General features: G+C 59.3%; 16 protein-coding genes. 12 read left to right on the top strand and 4 right to left on the bottom strand.

Features of this window, described 5'->3' with window-relative positions; genetic code table 11:
• The first annotated feature begins 101 nt into the window (after positions 1 to 101).
• On the top strand, positions 102 to 455 hold the full coding sequence (locus tag ACYZT2_RS00160) for a YkgJ family cysteine cluster protein (protein WP_007894729.1): 354 nt from the start codon (positions 102 to 104) through the stop codon (positions 453 to 455).
• 139 nt (positions 456 to 594) lie between these two features.
• Here the strand turns inward: ACYZT2_RS00160 and ACYZT2_RS00155 are convergent, their stop codons facing one another.
• Entirely contained in the window at positions 595 to 1,083 is a 489-nt protein-coding gene (locus ACYZT2_RS00155) for an Lrp/AsnC ligand binding domain-containing protein (RefSeq protein WP_003177284.1), read from the bottom strand.
• A 156-nt stretch (positions 1,084 to 1,239) separates the two neighbouring features.
• Here ACYZT2_RS00155 and dadA point away from each other — a divergent pair, with 156 nt between their 5' ends.
• The 8 genes from dadA (at position 1,240) to srmL (ending at position 9,572) form a co-directional block, all read left to right on the top strand.
• Positions 1,240 to 2,544: a D-amino acid dehydrogenase gene (dadA, locus tag ACYZT2_RS00150; protein ID WP_461969119.1), complete on the top strand. Its 1,305-nt coding sequence runs from the start codon at positions 1,240 to 1,242 to the stop codon at positions 2,542 to 2,544.
• Complete coding sequence (locus ACYZT2_RS00145) at positions 2,516 to 2,869, top strand: RidA family protein (RefSeq protein WP_030132425.1); 354 nt, start codon at positions 2,516 to 2,518, stop codon at positions 2,867 to 2,869. The genes dadA and ACYZT2_RS00145 overlap by 29 nt, the downstream gene beginning before the upstream one ends.
• A gap of 98 nt (positions 2,870 to 2,967) precedes the next feature.
• Positions 2,968 to 4,041, top strand: coding sequence for an alanine racemase (alr, locus tag ACYZT2_RS00140; RefSeq protein WP_461969116.1), 1,074 nt, complete (start codon positions 2,968 to 2,970; stop codon positions 4,039 to 4,041).
• Positions 4,042 to 4,169: 128 nt separating this feature from the next.
• Positions 4,170 to 4,718, top strand: a complete 549-nt coding sequence (locus ACYZT2_RS00135; protein ID WP_052964500.1) for a cupin domain-containing protein — start codon at positions 4,170 to 4,172, stop codon at positions 4,716 to 4,718.
• Between the two features lie 170 nt (positions 4,719 to 4,888).
• Positions 4,889 to 5,314: a c-type cytochrome gene (locus ACYZT2_RS00130; protein WP_461969114.1), complete on the top strand. Its 426-nt coding sequence runs from the start codon at positions 4,889 to 4,891 to the stop codon at positions 5,312 to 5,314.
• A gap of 132 nt (positions 5,315 to 5,446) precedes the next feature.
• Positions 5,447 to 7,369: an acetyl-CoA hydrolase/transferase C-terminal domain-containing protein gene (locus ACYZT2_RS00125; protein WP_461969112.1), complete on the top strand. Its 1,923-nt coding sequence runs from the start codon at positions 5,447 to 5,449 to the stop codon at positions 7,367 to 7,369.
• A gap of 402 nt (positions 7,370 to 7,771) precedes the next feature.
• Positions 7,772 to 8,134, top strand: coding sequence for a DUF6124 family protein (locus ACYZT2_RS00120; protein ID WP_461969110.1), 363 nt, complete (start codon positions 7,772 to 7,774; stop codon positions 8,132 to 8,134).
• Between the two features lie 286 nt (positions 8,135 to 8,420).
• Positions 8,421 to 9,572 carry a PheS-related mystery ligase SrmL gene (srmL, locus tag ACYZT2_RS00115; protein ID WP_461969108.1) on the top strand — a complete coding sequence of 384 codons (1,152 nt, stop codon included), beginning with the start codon at positions 8,421 to 8,423 and terminating at the stop codon, positions 9,570 to 9,572.
• Between the two features lie 135 nt (positions 9,573 to 9,707).
• Here srmL and ACYZT2_RS00110 read toward each other — a convergent pair whose 3' ends face one another.
• On the bottom strand, positions 9,708 to 10,280 hold the full coding sequence (locus ACYZT2_RS00110; RefSeq protein ID WP_461969106.1) for a xanthine phosphoribosyltransferase: 573 nt from the start codon (positions 10,278 to 10,280) through the stop codon (positions 9,708 to 9,710).
• Positions 10,281 to 10,349: 69 nt separating this feature from the next.
• Positions 10,350 to 12,359 carry a DNA helicase Rep gene (gene rep / locus ACYZT2_RS00105; protein WP_461969104.1) on the bottom strand — a complete coding sequence of 670 codons (2,010 nt, stop codon included), beginning with the start codon at positions 12,357 to 12,359 and terminating at the stop codon, positions 10,350 to 10,352.
• 263 nt (positions 12,360 to 12,622) lie between these two features.
• On the opposite strand from rep, the gene ACYZT2_RS00100 reads away from it, so the two are divergent.
• Complete coding sequence (locus ACYZT2_RS00100; RefSeq protein WP_461969102.1) at positions 12,623 to 14,296, top strand: putative bifunctional diguanylate cyclase/phosphodiesterase; 1,674 nt, start codon at positions 12,623 to 12,625, stop codon at positions 14,294 to 14,296.
• Between the two features lie 112 nt (positions 14,297 to 14,408).
• On the opposite strand, the gene ACYZT2_RS00095 is transcribed toward ACYZT2_RS00100, so the two are convergent.
• Positions 14,409 to 15,803, bottom strand: a complete 1,395-nt coding sequence (locus ACYZT2_RS00095) for a NorM family multidrug efflux MATE transporter (protein WP_461969100.1) — start codon at positions 15,801 to 15,803, stop codon at positions 14,409 to 14,411.
• A gap of 157 nt (positions 15,804 to 15,960) precedes the next feature.
• On the opposite strand from ACYZT2_RS00095, the gene ACYZT2_RS00090 reads away from it, so the two are divergent.
• Together ACYZT2_RS00090 and ACYZT2_RS00085 are read left to right on the top strand one after the other, a co-directional pair.
• Positions 15,961 to 16,881, top strand: a complete 921-nt coding sequence (locus ACYZT2_RS00090; protein WP_461969098.1) for a LysR substrate-binding domain-containing protein — start codon at positions 15,961 to 15,963, stop codon at positions 16,879 to 16,881.
• Positions 16,882 to 17,066: 185 nt separating this feature from the next.
• Positions 17,067 to 19,043, top strand: coding sequence for a methyl-accepting chemotaxis protein (locus ACYZT2_RS00085; protein ID WP_461969096.1), 1,977 nt, complete (start codon positions 17,067 to 17,069; stop codon positions 19,041 to 19,043).
• Positions 19,044 to 19,263: the final 220 nt, after the last annotated feature.

The raw sequence follows: 19,263 nt of genomic DNA, 5'->3' as shown, positions 1-19,263 counted from the left end.
AGCCGCCGCTTTGGACACGGGCAACACCGGTCGGTGTTGCTGTCTGAATCGGGGCTTTTGCGTCAGAATCCCGGTCTATTTTGCATTCGGTCACCGCTTCGATGAGTTGCAACAGTCAGAAAATTCGCACGCTGCGCCAACAGATTCCCTCTTTCGAGTGCGTGCCAGGCTGCCATGACTGCTGTGGGCCGGTGACCACCTCGCCCGAAGAAATGTCCCGCCTGCCACGCAAGACCCGCGCCGAGCAGGATGCGGCGATGGATGAACTCAATTGCGTCCATCTGGGCCCCAATGGCTGCACCGTGTATGACGAGCGACCGCTGATCTGTCGGCTGTTCGGTACCACCAAGACGTTGCCATGCCCCAACGGGCGGCGACCGGTGGAGCTGATTCATCCGCGGGTCGAGAAGCAGATTCATGAGTACATGGCCAGCACTCGGCAGGTGTTGGTTTAAAAACAGCGTTACTTCAGCAGGGACCGAGTCGCTTCAATCGCGAGCAGGCTCGCTCCCACAAGGACACCGCTATACCTGTGGGAGCGAGCCTGCTCGCGATAGCGGTCGCTCAGGCAACCCTTCCCTTGTGGCTGAAGCCTTAATCCGGAATCGGCAGGCTCAAGCTCTCTTTCACTTCTTCCATCACGATATAGCTCTTGGATTCGCGCACATGCGGCAGCTTGAGCAAGATGTCGCCCAGCAATTTGCGGTACGAGGCCATCTCGGAAATCCGTGCTTTCACCAGGTAATCGAAATCCCCTGACACCAAATGGCATTCCAGTACGTGGGGCAGTTTCAGCACCGCGCGTCGGAACTCTTCGAAAGTATCGCCGGATTTGTAGTCGAGGCTGATCTCGACGAACACCAGCAAGCTACCCTTGAGGTGCTGCGGATTCAGGCGGGCGTTGTAGCCCATGATGATCCCTTCGCGCTCCAGTCGCCGGACCCGTTCGGTGCAGGGCGTGGTGGAGAGGCCGACCTTTTCCCCCAGTTCGGTGAAGGAAATACGCCCGTCCGCTTGCAGGATCCGCAGGATGTTGCGGTCGATCTTGTCCAGCTCACGTTTGGTTTGAGTGTTGGTCCGCATAGGGGATGCGCCTCCGTGAAAAGGGTTTTTGCCGAGAATTGTCGCCAAATATAGGCACTTATATAGTGAAAAGCACTGGCTAATCTTTTTTAAACTGCCCACATCTTCGGTCTGCACAATAAACGTCAGCGGTAAGCCGCGATGAGGGATATGAAAATGCGCGTTCTGGTCTTGGGTAGCGGCGTCATCGGTACCGCCAGTGCCTATTATCTGGCACGGGCCGGCTTTGAGGTGACGGTGGTTGACCGTCAGCCAGCGGCGGCCATGGAAACCAGTTTCGCCAACGCCGGGCAGGTTTCGCCGGGTTATGCCTCGCCGTGGGCCGCGCCGGGCGTGCCGCTCAAAGCCATCAAGTGGCTGTTGCAGCGTCACGCGCCATTGGCGATCAAAGCCACCGCCGACATTGACCAATACTTGTGGATGGCGCAGATGCTGCGCAACTGCACCGCCAGCCGTTATGCGGTGAACAAGGAGCGCATGGTGCGCCTGTCCGAGTACAGCCGCGACTGCCTCGACGAATTGCGCGCCGAAACCGGCATTGCCTACGAAGGTCGCAGCCTGGGGACTACCCAGCTGTTCCGCACCCAGGCGCAGCTTGATGGCGCCGCCAAAGACATCGCCGTGCTGAAAGAGTCCGGCGTGCCGTTCGAACTGCTCGACCGCGCGGGCATTGCCCGGGTCGAACCCGCCCTGGCCAGTGTCACCGACATTCTCGCCGGTGCCTTGCGTCTGCCGAACGACCAGACCGGCGACTGCCAGATATTCACTACCCGCCTGGCCGAGATGGCCACGAAACTGGGTGTGGAATTCCGTTTCGGCCAGGACATTCAGCGCCTCGACTTCGCCGGTGATCGCATCAACGGCGTGTGGATCGACGGCAAGCTGGAAACCGCCGACCGCTACGTGCTGGCGCTGGGCAGCTACTCGCCGCAATTGCTCAAGCCGTTGGGCATCCGGGCTCCGGTGTATCCGCTCAAGGGTTACTCGCTGACCGTGCCGATCATCAACCCGGCGATGGCCCCGACGTCGACCATTCTCGACGAGACCTACAAAGTCGCGATCACCCGTTTCGACAACCGTATCCGCGTCGGGGGCATGGCGGAAATAGCCGGTTTTGACCTGTCGTTGAATCCACGTCGACGCGAAACCCTGGAGATGATCGTCAACGACCTTTATCCTCAGGGCGGCGACCTGCCTCAGGCGAGTTTCTGGACCGGTCTGCGTCCGACCACCCCGGATGGCACGCCGATTGTCGGTGCCACGCCGTTCAAAAACCTGTTCTTGAACACGGGCCACGGCACGCTCGGCTGGACCATGGCCTGTGGTTCCGGTCGTTTGCTGGCGGACCTGATGGCCAAGCGAACGCCGCAGATCAGCGCCGAAGGCCTCGATATTTCCCGTTACGGCAACAAACTTCAGGAGTCCGCAAAACATGTCAATCCAGCGCCAGCTCACCAATGAGCGCATGAGCCAGATCGTTGTCCACAACAGTACGGTGTATCTGGCAGGGCAGGTCGGCGACGACATGAGCGCCGGGATTGAACAGCAGACCCGTGAAACCCTCGCCAACATCGAGCGTTTGCTGGATCTGGCCGGGACCGACAAGAGCCGTCTGCTGTCTGTAACGATTTACCTGAAAGACATCGACGCGCACTTCGAAGGCATGAATTCGGTGTGGGACCAGTGGCTGCCCAAAGGCGTTGCACCGGCTCGTGCGACGGTCGAATCGAAGCTGTGCGAACCGCAAATCCTGGTCGAGCTGTCGGTTGTTGCCGCGCTGCCATAACGCTCAACCAGAAAGATCCCTCTCCCGGTGCTGTTGGCGGTTCACGCTGTCAGCCAGCGCCGGTTTTTTTTCAAATGACCGACTAGAAGTCTGCCGCCATGCGTCCAGCCCGTGCCCTGATCGACCTTCAAGCCCTGCGCCACAACTACCGGATCGCCCGTGAAGTCTCCGGGGCCAAGGCCCTCGCGGTGATCAAGGCCGATGCCTATGGTCATGGCGCGGTACGTTGCGCCCAGGCACTGGAAGCCGAGGCGGACGGGTTTGCCGTGGCGTGCATTGAAGAAGCGTTGGAGCTGCGTGCCGACGGCATTCGTGCGCCGGTGTTGTTGCTGGAAGGTTTTTTCGAAGCCGATGAGCTGTCGCTGATCGTCGAGCATGACTTCTGGTGTGTGGTGCATTCACTGTGGCAGCTAGAAGCCATCGAAAAGGCCGCGCTGAGCAAGCCGATCACTGTCTGGCTGAAGCTCGACTCGGGCATGCATCGCGTTGGCCTGCACCCGGCGGATTACCAGGCGGCCTATCAACGGCTGCTGGCCAGCGGCAAAGTGGCGAAGATCGTGCTGATGAGCCACTTCGCTCGCGCCGATGAACTGCACTGCCAGACCTGCACCGATCAGGTCGCAGTGTTCGAAGCGGCGCGGCAGGGGTTATCAGCCGAAATCAGCCTGCGCAATTCACCAGCGGTGCTCGGTTGGCCGCAGATTCCGAGCGATTGGGTGCGCCCAGGCATCATGCTCTACGGTGCGACACCTTTCGAAGAGGCCAATGCCGTGGCGTCCCGCCTGCAACCGGTGATGACCCTGGAATCGAAAGTGATCAGCGTGCGTGAATTGCCGGCCGGCGAGCCGATTGGTTACGGCGCGAAATTCGTCACCCCCAAACCGATGCGCGTGGGTGTGGTGGCGATGGGGTATGCCGACGGTTATCCGCGCCAGGCGCCAAGCGGCACGCCGGTGCTGGTGGCGGGGCAGCGCAGTCAGTTACTGGGCCGGGTGTCGATGGACATGCTCTGCGTTGACCTGACCGATGTGCCACAAGCTGGCCTCGGTTCGCCCGTCGAGTTGTGGGGCAAAAATATCCTCGCCAGTGATGTCGCGACGGCCGCTGGAACGATTCCTTACCAGATTTTCTGCAATCTGCATCGGGTGCCGCGGCTCTATTCCGGGGCCTGACGAATAGCGCCCCCGACCGAAAGTCGCTTCGCCAAACCGGATTCAGGTCCAAGTGTTGTAAATACTGAACGCTGTCGCCATGATAACGCTCAATATTCCTGCAACCTGAATCCCTGGAGGCTCCAGCATTGGACGTCGGTGAACGACTGCAATCGATCCGTAAGCTCAAAGGTCTTTCCCAGCGTGAGCTCGCCAAACGCGCGGGTGTTACCAACAGCACCATTTCGATGATCGAGAAGAACAGCGTCAGCCCCTCGATCAGTTCACTGAGGAAGGTACTGGGCGGGATTCCCATGTCCATGGTCGAGTTCTTTTCCGAAGAAATCCTGCAGGAAAAACCGACTCAGATCGTCTACAAGGCCCACGAGTTGATCGATATTTCCGATGGGGCAGTGACCATGAAACTGGTCGGTCGGGCTCATCCGAGCCGGGCTATCGCGTTCCTCAACGAAATCTACCCGCCAGGCGCCGACACCGGTGACGAGATGCTCACCCATGAGGGCGAGGAAACCGGGATTCTGCTGGAAGGTCGGCTGGAACTGGTGGTCGGGCTCGAAACATTTGTGCTCGAAGCCGGCGACAGCTACTACTTTGAAAGTACCAAGCCGCACCGTTTCCGTAATCCGTTCGATGCCCCGGCGCGACTAATCAGCGCAGCTACCCCAGCGAATTTCTAAGAGAAGAGGCGTCCTGCCCGGATTGTGGAGACGCCCGTGCTGTATTCCCATCCCACGACAAGACCCCTTCGACTTTGGGGTTGTTTCAGTGTGACGGGCTTACCGCTATACTTGCGCCCGCCTGCGAACCGTGGCCGTGGGCGTGACTAGCCACCATTGAGGGTGAACGCGTGAATCTAATTATGAAAATGCTGGCCGTACCAGCAACCGTATTGGCCCTTTGGGCAGTCAGCGCACAAGCTGCGACCAACGACGATATCGCTAAACGTCTTGAACCCGTCGGCCAGGTTTGTGTCCAGGGCAAAGAGTGCAAGGGGATGGAAGTCGCTGCTTCTGCGGGTGGTAGTGATGCCAAAACCCCTGACTCAGTGATTGCAAAACATTGCAACGCTTGCCACGGCACCGGCCTGTTGGGCGCGCCGAAAGTCGGTGATGCCGCAGCCTGGGGCGAGCGCGCCAAGAAAGAAGGCGGCCTTGACGGCTTGCTGGCGAAAGCGATCTCCGGCGTCAACGCGATGCCACCCAAAGGCACCTGCGCCGATTGCTCTGATGCCGATCTCAAGGGCGCCATCCAGAAGATGTCCGGTCTGAAATAAGCCCGTCTTCAACGAGAAGCCGCTTTCGAGCGGCTTTTTTGTGCCTGCGATTTTCCCCTGAGGCTATTCTTTGCAGCAAATCCCCGGCAAGCTCGGTCCAACCCCAATTTCATGGAACGTCGGGAGGATCAGATGGTGCAGTTGTGTTCTATCGAGCAGGCGGTCGATGACGTTCTGGCGCGGTTGCCGGCGCATATCCACATGGGTTTGCCACTGGGGCTGGGCAAACCCAACCACTTCGTCAACGCGCTGTATCAACGGATCGCGCAACTGCCCGAGCGGCAACTGACGATTTACACCGCCCTGTGCCTCGGCCGCCCGCCATTGGGCGATGGCTTGCAAAAGCGCTTCCTCGAACCCTTCATCGAGCGGGTGTTCGGCGATTACCCGGAGCTGGATTTCCTCGCCGACCTGCATCGCGACAGCCTGCCGACCAACATTCACGTCCGTCAATTCTTCCTGCAGCCAGGCAGCCTGCTTAACAGCGCATCGGCCCAGCAGGATTACGTCAGCAGCAATTACAGTCATGCCGCCCGGGACATCAATGCCGCTGGTTTGAACCTGGTCGCGCAACTGGTCGCCAGCCACAGCGAGCATCCCGATCGCCTGAGCCTGAGTTGCAACCCGGACATCACCCTCGACCTGTTTCCGATGATCGCCAAACGCCGGGCGGCGGGGGAGACGATCCTGATGGTGGGCCAGGTGCACAACGATCTGCCGTACATGCCCGGCGATGCGGAAGTCGGCATCGACAGCTTCGACCTGCTGATCGACGCGAAAGACCACACCACGCTGTTTTCCACGCCGAATATGCCGGTGGGTTTCCAGGATCATTTCATTGGGCTGCATGCCAGCACGCTGGTGCGCGATGGTGGCACCTTGCAGATCGGCATCGGCTCCATGGGCGATGCTCTGACGGCGGCGTTGCTGGCGCGGCAGGCTGACAATGACGGTTACAAGGCATTGCTGACGGATCTGAATCTCAGCCAGTGGACGCAGTTGATTGAGCGCGAAGGGGGTATCGAGCCGTTCGCCAAGGGCCTTTACGGGTGCAGCGAAATGTTCGTCAACGGCTTGCTGGTGTTGGCGGATGCCGGGATCGTGCGGCGCAAAGTTTACCCGGACGTGCCCACCCAGCAGCAGGCGAATGCCGGCACGCTGGATGAGGTCGCACAAACCGACGGGATCTGCGTGCATGGCGGGTTTTTCCTCGGGCCGCGCAGTTTCTATGAACGCCTGCGGGAGATGCCTCAAGGCAAACGGCTCGAATTCAACATGACCCGCATCAGCTACATCAACGAGCTCTACGGTCAGGAAGAACTCAAACGCTTGCAGCGCCTCGATGCGCGCTTCATCAACACCGTCTTCACCATGACCTTGCTCGGCGCCGGCGTGGCCGATCAACTCGAAGACGGGCGGGTGCTGAGCGGTGTCGGCGGGCAATACAACTTCGTCGTTCAAGGCCATGCGCTGGAAGGCGCGCGTTCGATTCTGCTGCTGCGCAGTTGGCGCGAGTCGGGCGGTGAAGTCAGTTCGAACATCGTCTGGGAATACGGCCACTGCACGATCCCGCGGCATCTGCGGGACATCGTCGTCACCGAGTACGGCATCGCCGATTTGCGCGGCAAGACCGACGCGGAGGTGATCGAGGCATTGCTGAATATCAGCGACTCACGTTTCCAGCCAGGGCTGATCGAGCAGGCGCAGAGCGTTGGCAAATTGCCGAAGCATTTCCAACTCGATCCGCGTTTCGCCGACAACAGCCCGCAGCGGTTGCAGGCCATTCGGGGTCGGCATTCGAATCTGTTCCCGGAATATCCGTTGGGCTGTGATTTCACTGCTGAGGAGCGGGACTTATTGCGGGCGCTGAACTGGTTGAAGAGCAAGTTCAAGCTCACGGAAATTCTGGAATTGGGCAAGGCTGCGCTGGATGCACCAGAGCCTTCGGAATTTCCAGTGCATCTGGAAAGGATGCAGCTGACGAAACCGGAAGGGCTGAAAGAGGATTTGTTTCAGCGGTTATTACTCACGGGCCTGAAGGCTACCGTGCTGTAACTGCCACCACAAAAAACCTGTGGGAGCGGGCTTGCTCGCGATATAGGAGTCAGCTCGAAGTGACTGTTTAAAGGTGTTTAGAGTTACTTCCTGAAAGCTACAGCACCTTGCGGCATTGCCTACGACTACGCCAGAATCCGCCGGCTTGTGCGCTCTGGGCAACCTCGGTAACTTGATTTCCGTCACTGATTCCCAGTGATCGGGTTTAGTAGCCCGTGGTATGAGAAGGTCGCACGAGCGTCCGTCAGACAGGTATTTCCATGCCTGTATTTGATGGTGGCTGTGCGTAGGGCGCCCTCGGGTGCGCCGGCTTTCTTCTTTTCCCCGGTCTACTAACCTGCGTACAGCCGCCACCCCTCGTATTAGTAGCGAGGCGTGGCTGCCCATTAGGAAAAGAATACTATGTGCAAAATTACGCCCAATCCGCCAGATACCGATCCGGCATCCCCCTACGAATCACTCGATTCAAGAAAACTCCACGAAGCCGCCGACCGCGCCCTCGATCACTACCTCAACCCCTCCATCCTCAAATCCCCGGTCGCCCGCAAACCGAGCACCATGTTCATGGTCGCGCCGGATATCAGAGATGAAGACCTGCTGGCGCACACTTGCGAATCACTCGCCTCGGCCAGCGTCATGACCAGCGACTTCGCGGGTTATCTGGAAGGGCCACATCGGCACACGGCGATGGCGATTCAACAGATCATCATGTTGGCGGAACTGGCAGTAAACCGGATGCTGGATAACGTCAAGGTGTGCAAGTAACTATCGGGAAACCGTGTAATCGTTCATCGCGAGCAGGCTCGCTCCCACTCGGATCTCCAGAGAACACAAATTTTGTGTACGACGCTGATCAAATGTGGAGCGGGCTTGCCCGGGATATCAGCTCGGTCTCAAGCGATCCGAGACCTACACATAAACTCCTTCTAAATTTGCACGTCTGCGGAGTAAGACTGCGCTGTCAGCCCCTTCTGATTTTCTCCACTCTACGGCTGTACACCCCAACAGCTGTGTACCTTGTCGGCAAGGACCCATTGTCGAGAGAAAGAGCATGGACACGTCTTCAAGGAAAACTGTTACGGACGCCGCACTTAAACAAGCTCTATTACTAGCTGATCTAACCGAAACAACAGATCCCGATCACGCCGTCCGATTGCTGCTAAATGAAATCCTCAAAGGACTCTCTGAAAAAGGTTGGCCTCAAGCGCAGCTACAAACCGGGCCGAGGATTGTGTCTGCTGAAGAAAATTACGGTTTGCTCGGTTATGACCCGGCAGAGGTTACGCTGGGGAGTGAACACACCCGTTGGGTCGATGAGCACTCGCTGTTGCGAACACAAACCACCAGCCAGATCCCGGTAGCGCTTCAGCGAGCGGCTCAGGTGCGCCAGCCGGGACAGACGATATTGCTGGCAGCGCCAGGCATTACTTTCCGTCGTGATAGTCGGGATCGTTGGCATTGCGCTGAACCGCATCAAATGGATGTTTGGGTGCTGGGTGATCCGGAACTGGCAACGCACGAACATCTGTTGCGTTTGGTCGGCGATATCCTTAAGTCCGCCGTTCCTGACAAATGTTGGGTCCATAGCGATAGTCCGCATCACTACACAGAGGGCGGAATCGAAGTGAATGTCTTGAATGATGGGACTCCGGTTGAGGTGCTGGAGTGTGGTCGTATTGCGAGATCTTTGTTGGAGCGCTTGAACATCGACCCGCTGCATCATGGAGGGTTGGCGCTCGGGATGGGGTTGGATCGCTTGACGATGTTGCGAAAAGGCATTCCAGATATTCGCTTGCTACGCGATCAGAACGTGCGAGTGCAGGCGCAGATGTATGATTTGAATCCATGGACGGCGGTATCTCGTTTGCCGTCTATTGCTCGTGACATTTCGTTGGCGGTAACGCCGGGACTGAGCGAGGAAGTGTTGACCGAAAGAATGTTGCAGGCCGCCGGCGACTGCTCTGACTGGATCGAGGAGATGCAAGTTCAGGGGCGGTGGGAGTTCTCGGATTTACCTGCGCAGGCAATTGAACGGCTCGGGCTGCTGCCGGGCCAGGAGAATGTGCTTTTACGCGTGGTGCTGCGCGATTGTTCGCGATCAATCACTACCGCTGAGGCGAACGCCTTGTATACGGACATTCAGGCGGCGATGCATGAAGGAGCGCCTGGTGCGGGGTACAGAATGGACCTGCCAAAGGCTTGAAACCGAGGTGTCCGAGTAATCACTTGTGGGAGCGGGCTTGCTCGCGAATGCGGTGTATCAGTCAAAGTTGATGTCGACTGACATACCGCATTCGCGAGCCAGCCCGCTCTCACATTGGTTTTACGGTGTGGCGGTTTATTCGATGAAGGTCACGACACCGTCGGCCAGCGACTGAACCCGAGCCAACGATTCAACGCGATAACCCTGAGCATCCAGTTCCGCACGGCCGCCCTGGAACGACTTCTCGATCACAATACCCAAGCCTGCAACGGTCGCGCCGGCCTGTTTGATGATCGAGATCAGCGCTTGCGAGGCCTTACCGTTGGCCAAGAAGTCGTCGATGATCAGCACGCGGTCGCTGCTGGTCAGGTGGCGCGGGGAGATCGCCACGGTGCTTTCGGTTTGCTTGGTGAACGAGTAAACGGTCGCCGACAGCAGGTTTTCAGTCAGGGTCAGGGACTGATGCTTACGGGCGAAAATCACCGGTACGCCGAGGTTCAGGCCGGTCATGACCGCCGGGGCAATGCCCGAGGCTTCGATGGTGACGATCTTGGTGATGCCCGAGTCCTTGAACAGCGTGGCGAATTCGTCGCCGATCAGCTTCATCAGGGCCGGGTCGATCTGGTGGTTCAGAAAGGCGTCGACTTTCAGAACCTGGTCGGAAAGCACGATGCCTTCTTCGCGAATTTTCTTGTGCAGTGCTTCCATGAAGCTTTCCTCTACTGGCGTCTTGTGCGCCTAACTCGTAAAAAGTGTTTGGTTAAAAAGTAGGCAATTCTAGCGCTTTAACATCGCGCGTATATCCGCCAATGCGGTATTACCGCGAACCGCCTTGACTTCGGTCGGGGTGTCGTCGGTGCCTTCCCAGGCCAGGTCGTCCGGCGGCAGTTCATCGAGGAAACGGCTGGGCGCGCAGTCGATGATCTCGCCATATTGCTTACGCTTGGCGGCGAAGGTGAACGCCAGCGTCTGACGCGCTCGGGTGATCCCGACGTAGGCCAGGCGACGTTCCTCTTCGATGGTGTCGGCTTCGATGCTGGAGCGGTGCGGGAGGATTTCCTCTTCCATGCCCATGATGAACACGTAGGGAAATTCCAGACCCTTGGAGGCGTGCAAGGTCATCATCTGCACGCCTTCGGCGCCGTCTTCCTCTTCCTGCTGACGCTCCAGCATGTCGCGCAGGACGAGTTTGCCGATGGCGTCTTCGACGGTCATCTCGCCTTCTTCGTCTTTCTCCAGGGTGTTTTTCAGCGCCTCGATCAGGAACCAGACGTTACCCATGCGGTAATCGGCGGCCTTGTCGCTGGAGCTGTTGGTGCGCAGCCAGTTCTCGTAGTCGATGTCCATGACCATGCTGCGCAGGGCGGAGATCGGGTCTTCGCCGGCGCACTGCTCGCGGACTTTGTCCATGAAACGCTTGAAGCGCGACAGGCGATCGGTGAAGCGCGTGTCGAGATGCTCGCCCAAGCCGATTTCGTCGGTGGCGGCGTACATCGAGATTTTTCGCTCGGTAGCGTAGTTGCCCAGCTTCTCCAGCGTGGTCGAACCGATCTCCCGGCGTGGGACGTTGATCACGCGCAGGAAGGCGTTGTCGTCATCCGGGTTCACGATCAGGCGGAAGTAGGCCATCAGGTCTTTCACTTCCTGACGTCCGAAAAAGCTGTTGCCGCCGGACAGGCGATACGGAATCTGGTGATGCTGCAGCTTCAGCTCGATCAGCTTGGCCTGGTAGTTGCCGCGATACAGAATCGCAAAATCGCTGTAGGGCCGATCCGTGCGCAGGTGCAGGGTCAGCAGTTCCACGGCCACGCGCTCGGCTTCGGCGTCTTCGTTGCGGCAACGGATCACGCGGATTTCGTCGCCGTGGCCCATCTCACTCCACAGCTGTTTTTCGAACTCGTGCGGGTTGTTCGAGATCAATACGTTGGCGCAACGCAGAATGCGGCTGGTAGAGCGGTAGTTTTGCTCGAGCATCACCACTTTCAGGGACGGATAGTCGTCCTTGAGCAGCATCAGGTTTTCCGGACGGGCGCCACGCCAGGCGTAGATCGACTGGTCGTCGTCGCCCACCACAGTGAACTGATTACGCTTGCCGATCAGCAGTTTCACCAGCAAATACTGGCTGGCGTTGGTGTCCTGGTATTCGTCCACCAACAGGTAGCGGACCTTGTTCTGCCATTTTTCCAGGATATCGTCGTGTTCCTGGAACAGTTTTACCGGCAGCAGGATCAGGTCGTCGAAGTCCACCGCGTTGAACGCCTTGAGCGTGCGCTGGTAGTGGGTGTAGACGATGGCGGCGGTCTGTTCCTTGGGGTTGCGGGCGTTTTCCAGGGCTTCGGGCGGCAGGATCAGGTCGTTTTTCCACGAGCCGATCATGTTCTTGATCTCGTCGACGCCGTCGTCGCCCGAGTATTCCTTCTGCATGATGTCGGTCATCAGGGCTTTGACGTCGGTCTCGTCGAAGATCGAGAAGCCCGGTTTGTAGCCCAGCCGCACGTGTTCCTTGCGGATGATATTCAGGCCCAGGTTGTGGAAGGTGCAGACCGTCAGGCCACGGCCTTCACCGCCTTTGAGCAGCGTGCCGACCCGTTCCTTCATCTCGCGCGCGGCCTTGTTGGTAAAGGTCATGGCGACAATGTATTGGGCGCGGATGCCACAGCTCTGGATCAGGTGCGCAATTTTGCGGGTGATCACGCTGGTCTTGCCGGAGCCTGCGCCAGCGAGCACCAAAAGAGGGCCGCCGACGTAGCTCACGGCTTCTTGCTGCCGGGGATTGAGTCGGGACATACGAAATCAGGGAGTCATTAGCGAAATGGGCCGGCATTTTAACAGGCTCAGCGAATTGTGCTGCTCTCTCCGACTTGTGACGCAACACGCGATCTCTATTTGCCGGTTTTGCTACTTTCACGCAGGATGCGCAGTGAATTTGCGTCTAATGTTCGTATTCAAGACACAAAAACCGTGTTTGATAACCGATGTCATTTGGTCATTGGTTATCCGCGCGGCATAATGCCCGCCGCCTACATCTTTGCAGAGTCTAGGGAGCTAGCTTGTCTACGCCTGTCGAACCCTTGCGTTTGCTGCTACTGGCCGAAGAGCCGGCGTGGACAGCGTTGTTGCGCGAGTGTCTGGCTCCGATGGGGAGTTCGGCTGTGCTGCTCAGCGCGCCGAGCTGGGAGTCAGTCAGCAATTTGTTCGATGACAACCGCAGCGCGGTGTTGTTGACAATTCCTGCACTTCAGCCGGCACCCGGTCGTTGCAACCTGCCGACCGTGTTGCTGCTCGAACATGAGCCGCTGGCGCCGCCCGACGGTGTGAGCGACTGGCTGGTGCGCAATCTGCTGGATTCCGGCATGTTGCGCCGCTGCCTGCGTCATGTGCGTGAGCGCGGCGTGCTGGAAAACACCTTGCAGCGCCTGGCCGAACAGGACCCGTTGACCGGTATCGCCAACCGTCAGGGTTTCCAGACCTTGCTGGCGGCACGTCTGGCTGAAAACGAAGGCCGCGGCCTGGCCCTCGGTCATCTCGACCTCGACAACTTTCGACACGCCAACGACGCCCTCGGCCATCAGGCTGGCGACCGGTTGATCCTGCAAGTGGTTTCGCGGCTGAAAAGCCAGTTGGAGGCCGGCGATCAACTGGCGCGGCTGGGCAGCGATGAATTCGCCCTGTTGATCGACACCCGCCGCGCCCCTCAGCGTGCCGAATGGATGGCCGAGCGCATTACCGAAGCCCTGTCCGAACCCTATTGGGTCGACGGTGAAAGCCTATTGATCGGTTCCAGCCTCGGCATTGCCCACGCACGAGCGCAGGCGGGCGCCGACCCGTTGATGTGGCACGCGCACATCGCCATGCAGCAGGCCAAGAGCACTCAGGGCTGCACCTTTCATATCTTCAACGAACGGATCAATCGCAATGCCCGCAGCATCGCCGACCTCGAAAGCGAGTTGCGCCGGGCCTTGCGCCGCGATGAGCTGGAGTTGCATTACCAGCCACGGCTGAACCTTGAGGACGGTCAGATCGTTGGCCTCGAAGCCTTGGTGCGCTGGCGTCATGGCGAACGCGGTTTGCTGCCCCCCAGCGAATTCGTGCCGCTGGCCGAGCAAAGCGGCTTGATTGTGCCGCTGGGTTACTGGGTGATTTCCCGCGCCCTGCGAGACATGCAAGCGTTGCGCGAACGAGGTCTGCCAGCGCTGCACATGGCGATCAACCTGTCGTTCCGGCAGTTTCAGGACAGCCAGTTGCTGTCGACCCTGAGCCGGCTGATTGCCGAGCGTGGCGTCGAGGCGCAATGGCTGGAATTCGAACTGACCGAAACGGCGGTGATGCGTCGCAGCGATCTGGTCAAGCAGACCATGGACGCCCTCGGGCGTTTGGGCGTGCGCTTCTCGCTGGACGATTTCGGCACCGGGTTCTCTTCGTTCGTGCACCTCAACAGCCTGCCGATTGCGTTGTTGAAGGTCGACAAGAGCTTTGTCGGCGGCATGGAAGAACGGGAAGAGAATCGCAAACTGGTCCACGCCATGATCAACCTGGCGCACAACCTCAACCTCGAAGTGGTTGCCGAAGGTGTGGAAACACCGGAGCAGCTGGATTTGTTGCGCGGGTTTGGTTGCGATCAGGTGCAAGGGTATCTGATCAGCAAGCCATTGCCATTGGCGGGGTTGGTTGAGTACCTGACCTTTGGTTCTAGCCAGCAGCCAGCGCTGGAAGTCGTGGTTTAACAGTCACCACGACCCCTGTAGGAGCGAGGCTTGCCCGCGAATGGCTTCACACGGTGTACCTGATTCACCGTGCAACGGCTTTCGCGGGCAAGCCTCGCTCCTACAGGTGATTTCATTCGGTCCGAATAGCCTCGAAACTTTGAGACGACGGCTCCCGCCGAATCATCTTTTTCATCTTCCACTCAAACGCCAGCGTCAGACTCACCGCCGCACACGCCAGCCCCAGCGCCAACCCCCACCACACGCCCGTTGGCCCCCAGTCCAAATGGAAGGCCATCCACCAAGCGGCCGGCGCACCGATCAGCCAGTAGCAACCCAATCCCACCAGGAATGTGGTCTTGGCATCCTTGAGCCCGCGGATGCAGCCCATGGCGATGGTTTGTGTGCCGTCGAACAGCTCGAACCATGCCGCTACCGCCAACAGGCTCACGGCCAGATTGATGACTTCGCGGAACGCCGGGTCGTTGTGGTCCAGGAACAAGCCGATCAACTGATTTGGCAGCAGCCAGAAGACCATCGCGAAGCCGAGCATTGCCGCCGCACCAAAGGCGATCCCGACTCGTCCGGCCAGCCGCGCATCGAGCAATTGCCCGGCGCCGTAATGTTGGCCGATGCGCATGGTGATCGCGTAGGAAAGCCCCGCCGGAATCATGAACGCCACCGAGACGATTTGCAGGGCGATCTGATGCGCGGCCAGTTGCGTACTGCCCATGGTGCCCATGCACAGCGCGGCGAAGGCAAAGAGGCCGACTTCCACCGCATAGGTGCCGCCAATCGGCAGGCCCAGGCGCCACAACTCCTTCAAGTACTGACGGTTGGGCCGTGACAGACCCTGACGCAATGGATAGGCGTCGTAGGCCGGATGCCGACGAATATGCAGCGCGAGCGCCAGCGCCATGAGGTTGGCCACGATCGCCGTGACCAGACCGATGCCCACCAGACCCATTTTCGGCAGGCCGAACATGCCGGTGATCAACGCATAGTTGAGCAGGAAGTTAGCTACGGTGCCGGCGAGGCTGATGACCATCACCGGTGTCGCCCGGCCGATGGCGCTGGTGAAGCCGCGCAGCGCCATGAAGCTCAGGTAGCCGGGCAGGGCGAACGGCAGAATCAACAGAAACTGGCCGGCAGCCTGAACGTTGGTTTCGGTCTGGCCGAACAGCAGCAACACCGGTTTGAGGTTCCACAGCAGCAGACCCGCCACCAGCGCCATCAACCACGCCAGCCACAATCCGGCCTGGGTCAGCCGCGCCGCGCCAATGATGTCGCCCGCGCCCTGACGGATAGCCACCAGCGTACCGACCGCGGCAATCACGCCGATGCAGAAAATCGACACGAACGAATACGTCGCCGCGCCCAGACCGCCGCCGGCCAGCGCCTCGGGGCTCAGGCGAGCCATCATCAACGTGTCGGTGAGAACCATCAACATGTGCGCCAACTGCGAGGCAATCAACGGCCCCGCCAGCCGCAGGATGGCCCAGAGTTCAATACGCGCTGGATGCTGCATGATCATCACGCTCGAGTGTCAGAGAGAACAGGAAGCGTCGATTCTCGGCGCTCTGCGGGGTTTTCACAAAGGGATAAAAAGGATGGGTGGCATGATTAAAACTCATGCTGGGGAGTTTCTGATAAGTTGGTGCGATCGCGCTATAGGAGCTTTCCCGATGTCTCGTCGTCTTCCTCCCTTGTATGCCCTTCGAGCATTCGAAGCGGCGGCGCGGCATAGCTCGTTTACCCGCGCCGCCGAAGAACTGTCGATCACGCAAAGTGCGGTCAGCCGGCACATTCGTACGCTCGAAGAGCATTTCGCCTGCCGGCTGTTTCATCGTAGCGGGCGCAACCTGCAACTGACTGAATCGGCGCGGCTGATCCTGCCCGGCATTCGCGAAGGCTTCACCGCCCTCGAGCGGGCCTGCAATACCTTGCGTGCCGAGGACGACATCCTGCGCATGAAAGCCCCGTCGACCCTGACCATGCGCTGGCTGTTGGCGCGGCTCAGCCGTTTTCGGCACCTGCGACCGGGGAACGAGGTGCAATTGACCAGCGCCTGGATGGACATCGATAGGGTGGACTTCAACCACGAACCCTTCGACTGCGCCGTCATCCTCAGCAACGGGCATTTTCCACCGGACTGGGAGGCGACTTTCCTGTTCCCCGAAGAGCTGATTCCGGTGGGCGCGCCGAATCTTCTGAAGGATCAACCGTGGGACGTTGCGCGGCTGGCCAGTACCGAGCTGCTGCACCCGACGCCGGACCGTCGCGACTGGCGCAACTGGCTGCAGCGCATGGGCCTGACCGATCAAGTCTCGCTCAAGGGCGGGCAGGTATTCGACACGCTGGAGCTGGGTATGATCGCCGCTGCCCGAGGTTACGGTGTGTCCATGGGCGACTTGCTGATGGTGGCGGAGGATGTTGCCCAGGGACGCCTGAGTTTGCCGTGGCCGACGGCCGTCGCCAGTGGTGAGAATTATTACCTGGTCTGGCCGAAAACCCGCCCCGGCGGTGAGCGTTTGCGCCGCCTCAGCGATTTCCTGCAAGGCGAGGTCCGGGCCATGGAATTACCGGATGTCGAACGTCTGGGCTGAATCGATGGAGCCGCCGCAATGGCGGCCTTGAGCCATATCCCCGCCATTTACTCAAGTATTCAGCTTTGCCGCCGAAAATCTGCTGATGGCACCGTCGTGCAGGTTCCATGTTTTCCCCACAACCAGAAATTTTGCCGAGTGTGCGATGGGATCAGAATGATCCGGCCACTGGGTCAGGAGCTGTCATGTCTCAACCTCGTGCTCGGATTGCCTCACAGCTGGGTTTTGCGCTTGCCGTGATACTGGCGATTGTCATCAGCGGCAGTACCGTGTTCGCCCTGCGCTCGCTGGACACCGCCAACCTCGCCACCCGCGAAGAGCATCTGGCCAGTGAAGCCCGCTTGCTGGCCGATCAGCTGAGCACCTTTCACGGCACCTTGCGTGAAAGCACCCAGCGCCTGGCCGGCCTGTTCGAGAAGCGCTTCAGCGCCGGTTTGAGCGTACACCCGGATGAGCCGGTGACTGTGGCGGGTGTGCAGACTCCGGGCCTGCACCTGGGCAGTGAAGTGTTGAACAACAACTTCGCAGAAGTCGACGAGTTCAAGCAGATGACTGCAGGCGTCGCGACCGTGTTCGTGCGCAGCGGTGAGGAGTTCATTCGGGTCAGCACGAATGTCACCAAGCAAGACGGAAGCCGCGCCATCGGCACTCTGCTCGACCACGCGAACCCGGCTTACGCCCGTTTGATGGCGGGACAGAGTTATGTGGGTCGAGCGTTGCTTTTCGAACGCTTCTACATGTCGCAGTACACCCCCGTACGCGACAGCAGCGGTAAGATTATTGCCGTGCTGTACGTAGGATTCGATTACACCGACGCGCAGAACGCCCAGTTCGCCAACCTCAAACGCTTCCGCATCGGCCAGACCGGCTCCTTGGCGTTGCTGGATGAGCAAGGTAAATGGCTGGTGCCGATTGCCGGTGTGCAAGCGCTGGATCAGGCGGTCTCGAGCATCGTGGGTTTGGCCAAGACACCGGGCAAAGGCGACTTCTGGAACGACAAGTCGCAAGACTTTTACAGTGTTGCCGTGCCGTTCGAAGGCGGGCCGTGGTCGGTAGTGGCGAGCATGCCGAAAACCGAAATCCGCGCCGTGACCTGGAGCGTTGGTATTCAGTTGGCGATCGGCAGTCTGTTGGCGATGCTGCTGGCGGTCGGTGCGGCGGTCTGGTTGCTGCGCAGCAAACTGGCGCCACTGGGTGATCTGGTGCGTCAGGCCGAAGCCTTGGGTGCCGGTGATCTGAGTGTTCGCCTGAACGTGTCGAGCAATGACGAAATCGGCCAGCTTGCCCGCGCCTTCAATCAGATGAGCCAGGCCCTGTCGACCATGGTCGAGCACATCCGTAAGGCCTCGGGAGAGGTCAACAGCCGTGCCCAGGCATTGTCCGGTTTGTCCGGTGGCGCCTATGAAGGGATGGAGCAGCAGTCCGGCGAAATCACCAGCATGGCCGGCGCCGTAGAAGAATTCAGCGCCACCTCGCTGAACATCGCCGACAACATGGGCAACACCCAGCGACTGGCGCAGGAAAACGCACAGCAAACCCAGATCGGTCGTACGTCGATGGACGAAGCGTCCTCGTCCCTGGAGCAAATTGCCGGTGCACTGAACAGCACCGCGACAGTGATCAATACCTTGGGGCAGCGCTCCCAGGAAATCGGCGGCATTGTCGGGGTGATTACCTCGATCGCCGAGCAAACCAACCTGCTGGCGCTCAACGCCGCCATCGAAGCCGCCCGCGCTGGTGAACAGGGCCGTGGGTTTGCGGTGGTGGCCGATGAAGTGCGCAACCTGGCCTCACGCACCCGCCAGGCCACTGACGAAATTTCCGGGATGATTCAAAGCATCCAGCAGGAAACTGGCAACGCCATCAGCACCATGGAGCAAGGCAACGTGCTGATGCAGGAAGGTCTGTCGCGCAACGCCAACGTCGCTTCGGCACTGGCGCGAATCGATGAACAAAGCCGCTCGGCCGGTCAGCAATTCGCCGCTATCACGACCGCAACCCAGGAACAAAGCAGCACCGCGACCTTGCTCAGCAGCAATCTGCAAAGTATTGCTTTGGCGAACCGTGAACAGCGCGAAGTGGTGTCGAACCTGGCTGTGACTGCCAAAGAACTGGAGAAGCTGGCGGCGGATTTGCGGCACGAGGTTGACCGGTTTCGCTGAGTCGCTGCCGAAATCGCCATCGCGAGCAGGCTTGCTCCCACAGGTGATCTCGGGTGTTCACAAATTCCGTGTTCACCTTCGATCCAATGTGGGTGCGAGCCTGCTCGCGATGGCATCAATTCCCGATTTGCCAAATCTGCGGATCAATTCCTCACTAAAAGTCTTCCTTGGCATTTAACACCATTGTCTCGATTTTTATGCTTGCTGAAACGTTTCTTCA

It is taken from the genome of Pseudomonas sp. MDT1-85 (genome assembly GCF_054898065.1).
This window is presented reverse-complemented; position numbering and strand designations above follow the sequence as displayed.

Coding starts and splice junctions, on each gene's coding strand:
- rep (WP_461969104.1), bottom strand. CDS start 12,359: ATGTCCCGACTCAATCCCCGGCAGCAAGAAGCCGTGAGCTACGTCGGC.
- ACYZT2_RS00095 (WP_461969100.1), bottom strand. CDS start 15,803: ATGCAGCATCCAGCGCGTATTGAACTCTGGGCCATCCTGCGGCTGGCG.
- ACYZT2_RS00120 (WP_461969110.1), top strand. CDS start 7,772: ATGTGCAAAATTACGCCCAATCCGCCAGATACCGATCCGGCATCCCCC.
- ACYZT2_RS00155 (WP_003177284.1), bottom strand. CDS start 1,083: ATGCGGACCAACACTCAAACCAAACGTGAGCTGGACAAGATCGACCGC.
- srmL (WP_461969108.1), top strand. CDS start 8,421: ATGGACACGTCTTCAAGGAAAACTGTTACGGACGCCGCACTTAAACAA.
- ACYZT2_RS00160 (WP_007894729.1), top strand. CDS start 102: ATGAGTTGCAACAGTCAGAAAATTCGCACGCTGCGCCAACAGATTCCC.
- dadA (WP_461969119.1), top strand. CDS start 1,240: ATGCGCGTTCTGGTCTTGGGTAGCGGCGTCATCGGTACCGCCAGTGCC.
- ACYZT2_RS00085 (WP_461969096.1), top strand. CDS start 17,067: ATGTCTCAACCTCGTGCTCGGATTGCCTCACAGCTGGGTTTTGCGCTT.
- ACYZT2_RS00145 (WP_030132425.1), top strand. CDS start 2,516: ATGTCAATCCAGCGCCAGCTCACCAATGAGCGCATGAGCCAGATCGTT.
- alr (WP_461969116.1), top strand. CDS start 2,968: ATGCGTCCAGCCCGTGCCCTGATCGACCTTCAAGCCCTGCGCCACAAC.
- ACYZT2_RS00090 (WP_461969098.1), top strand. CDS start 15,961: ATGTCTCGTCGTCTTCCTCCCTTGTATGCCCTTCGAGCATTCGAAGCG.
- ACYZT2_RS00110 (WP_461969106.1), bottom strand. CDS start 10,280: ATGGAAGCACTGCACAAGAAAATTCGCGAAGAAGGCATCGTGCTTTCC.
- ACYZT2_RS00125 (WP_461969112.1), top strand. CDS start 5,447: ATGGTGCAGTTGTGTTCTATCGAGCAGGCGGTCGATGACGTTCTGGCG.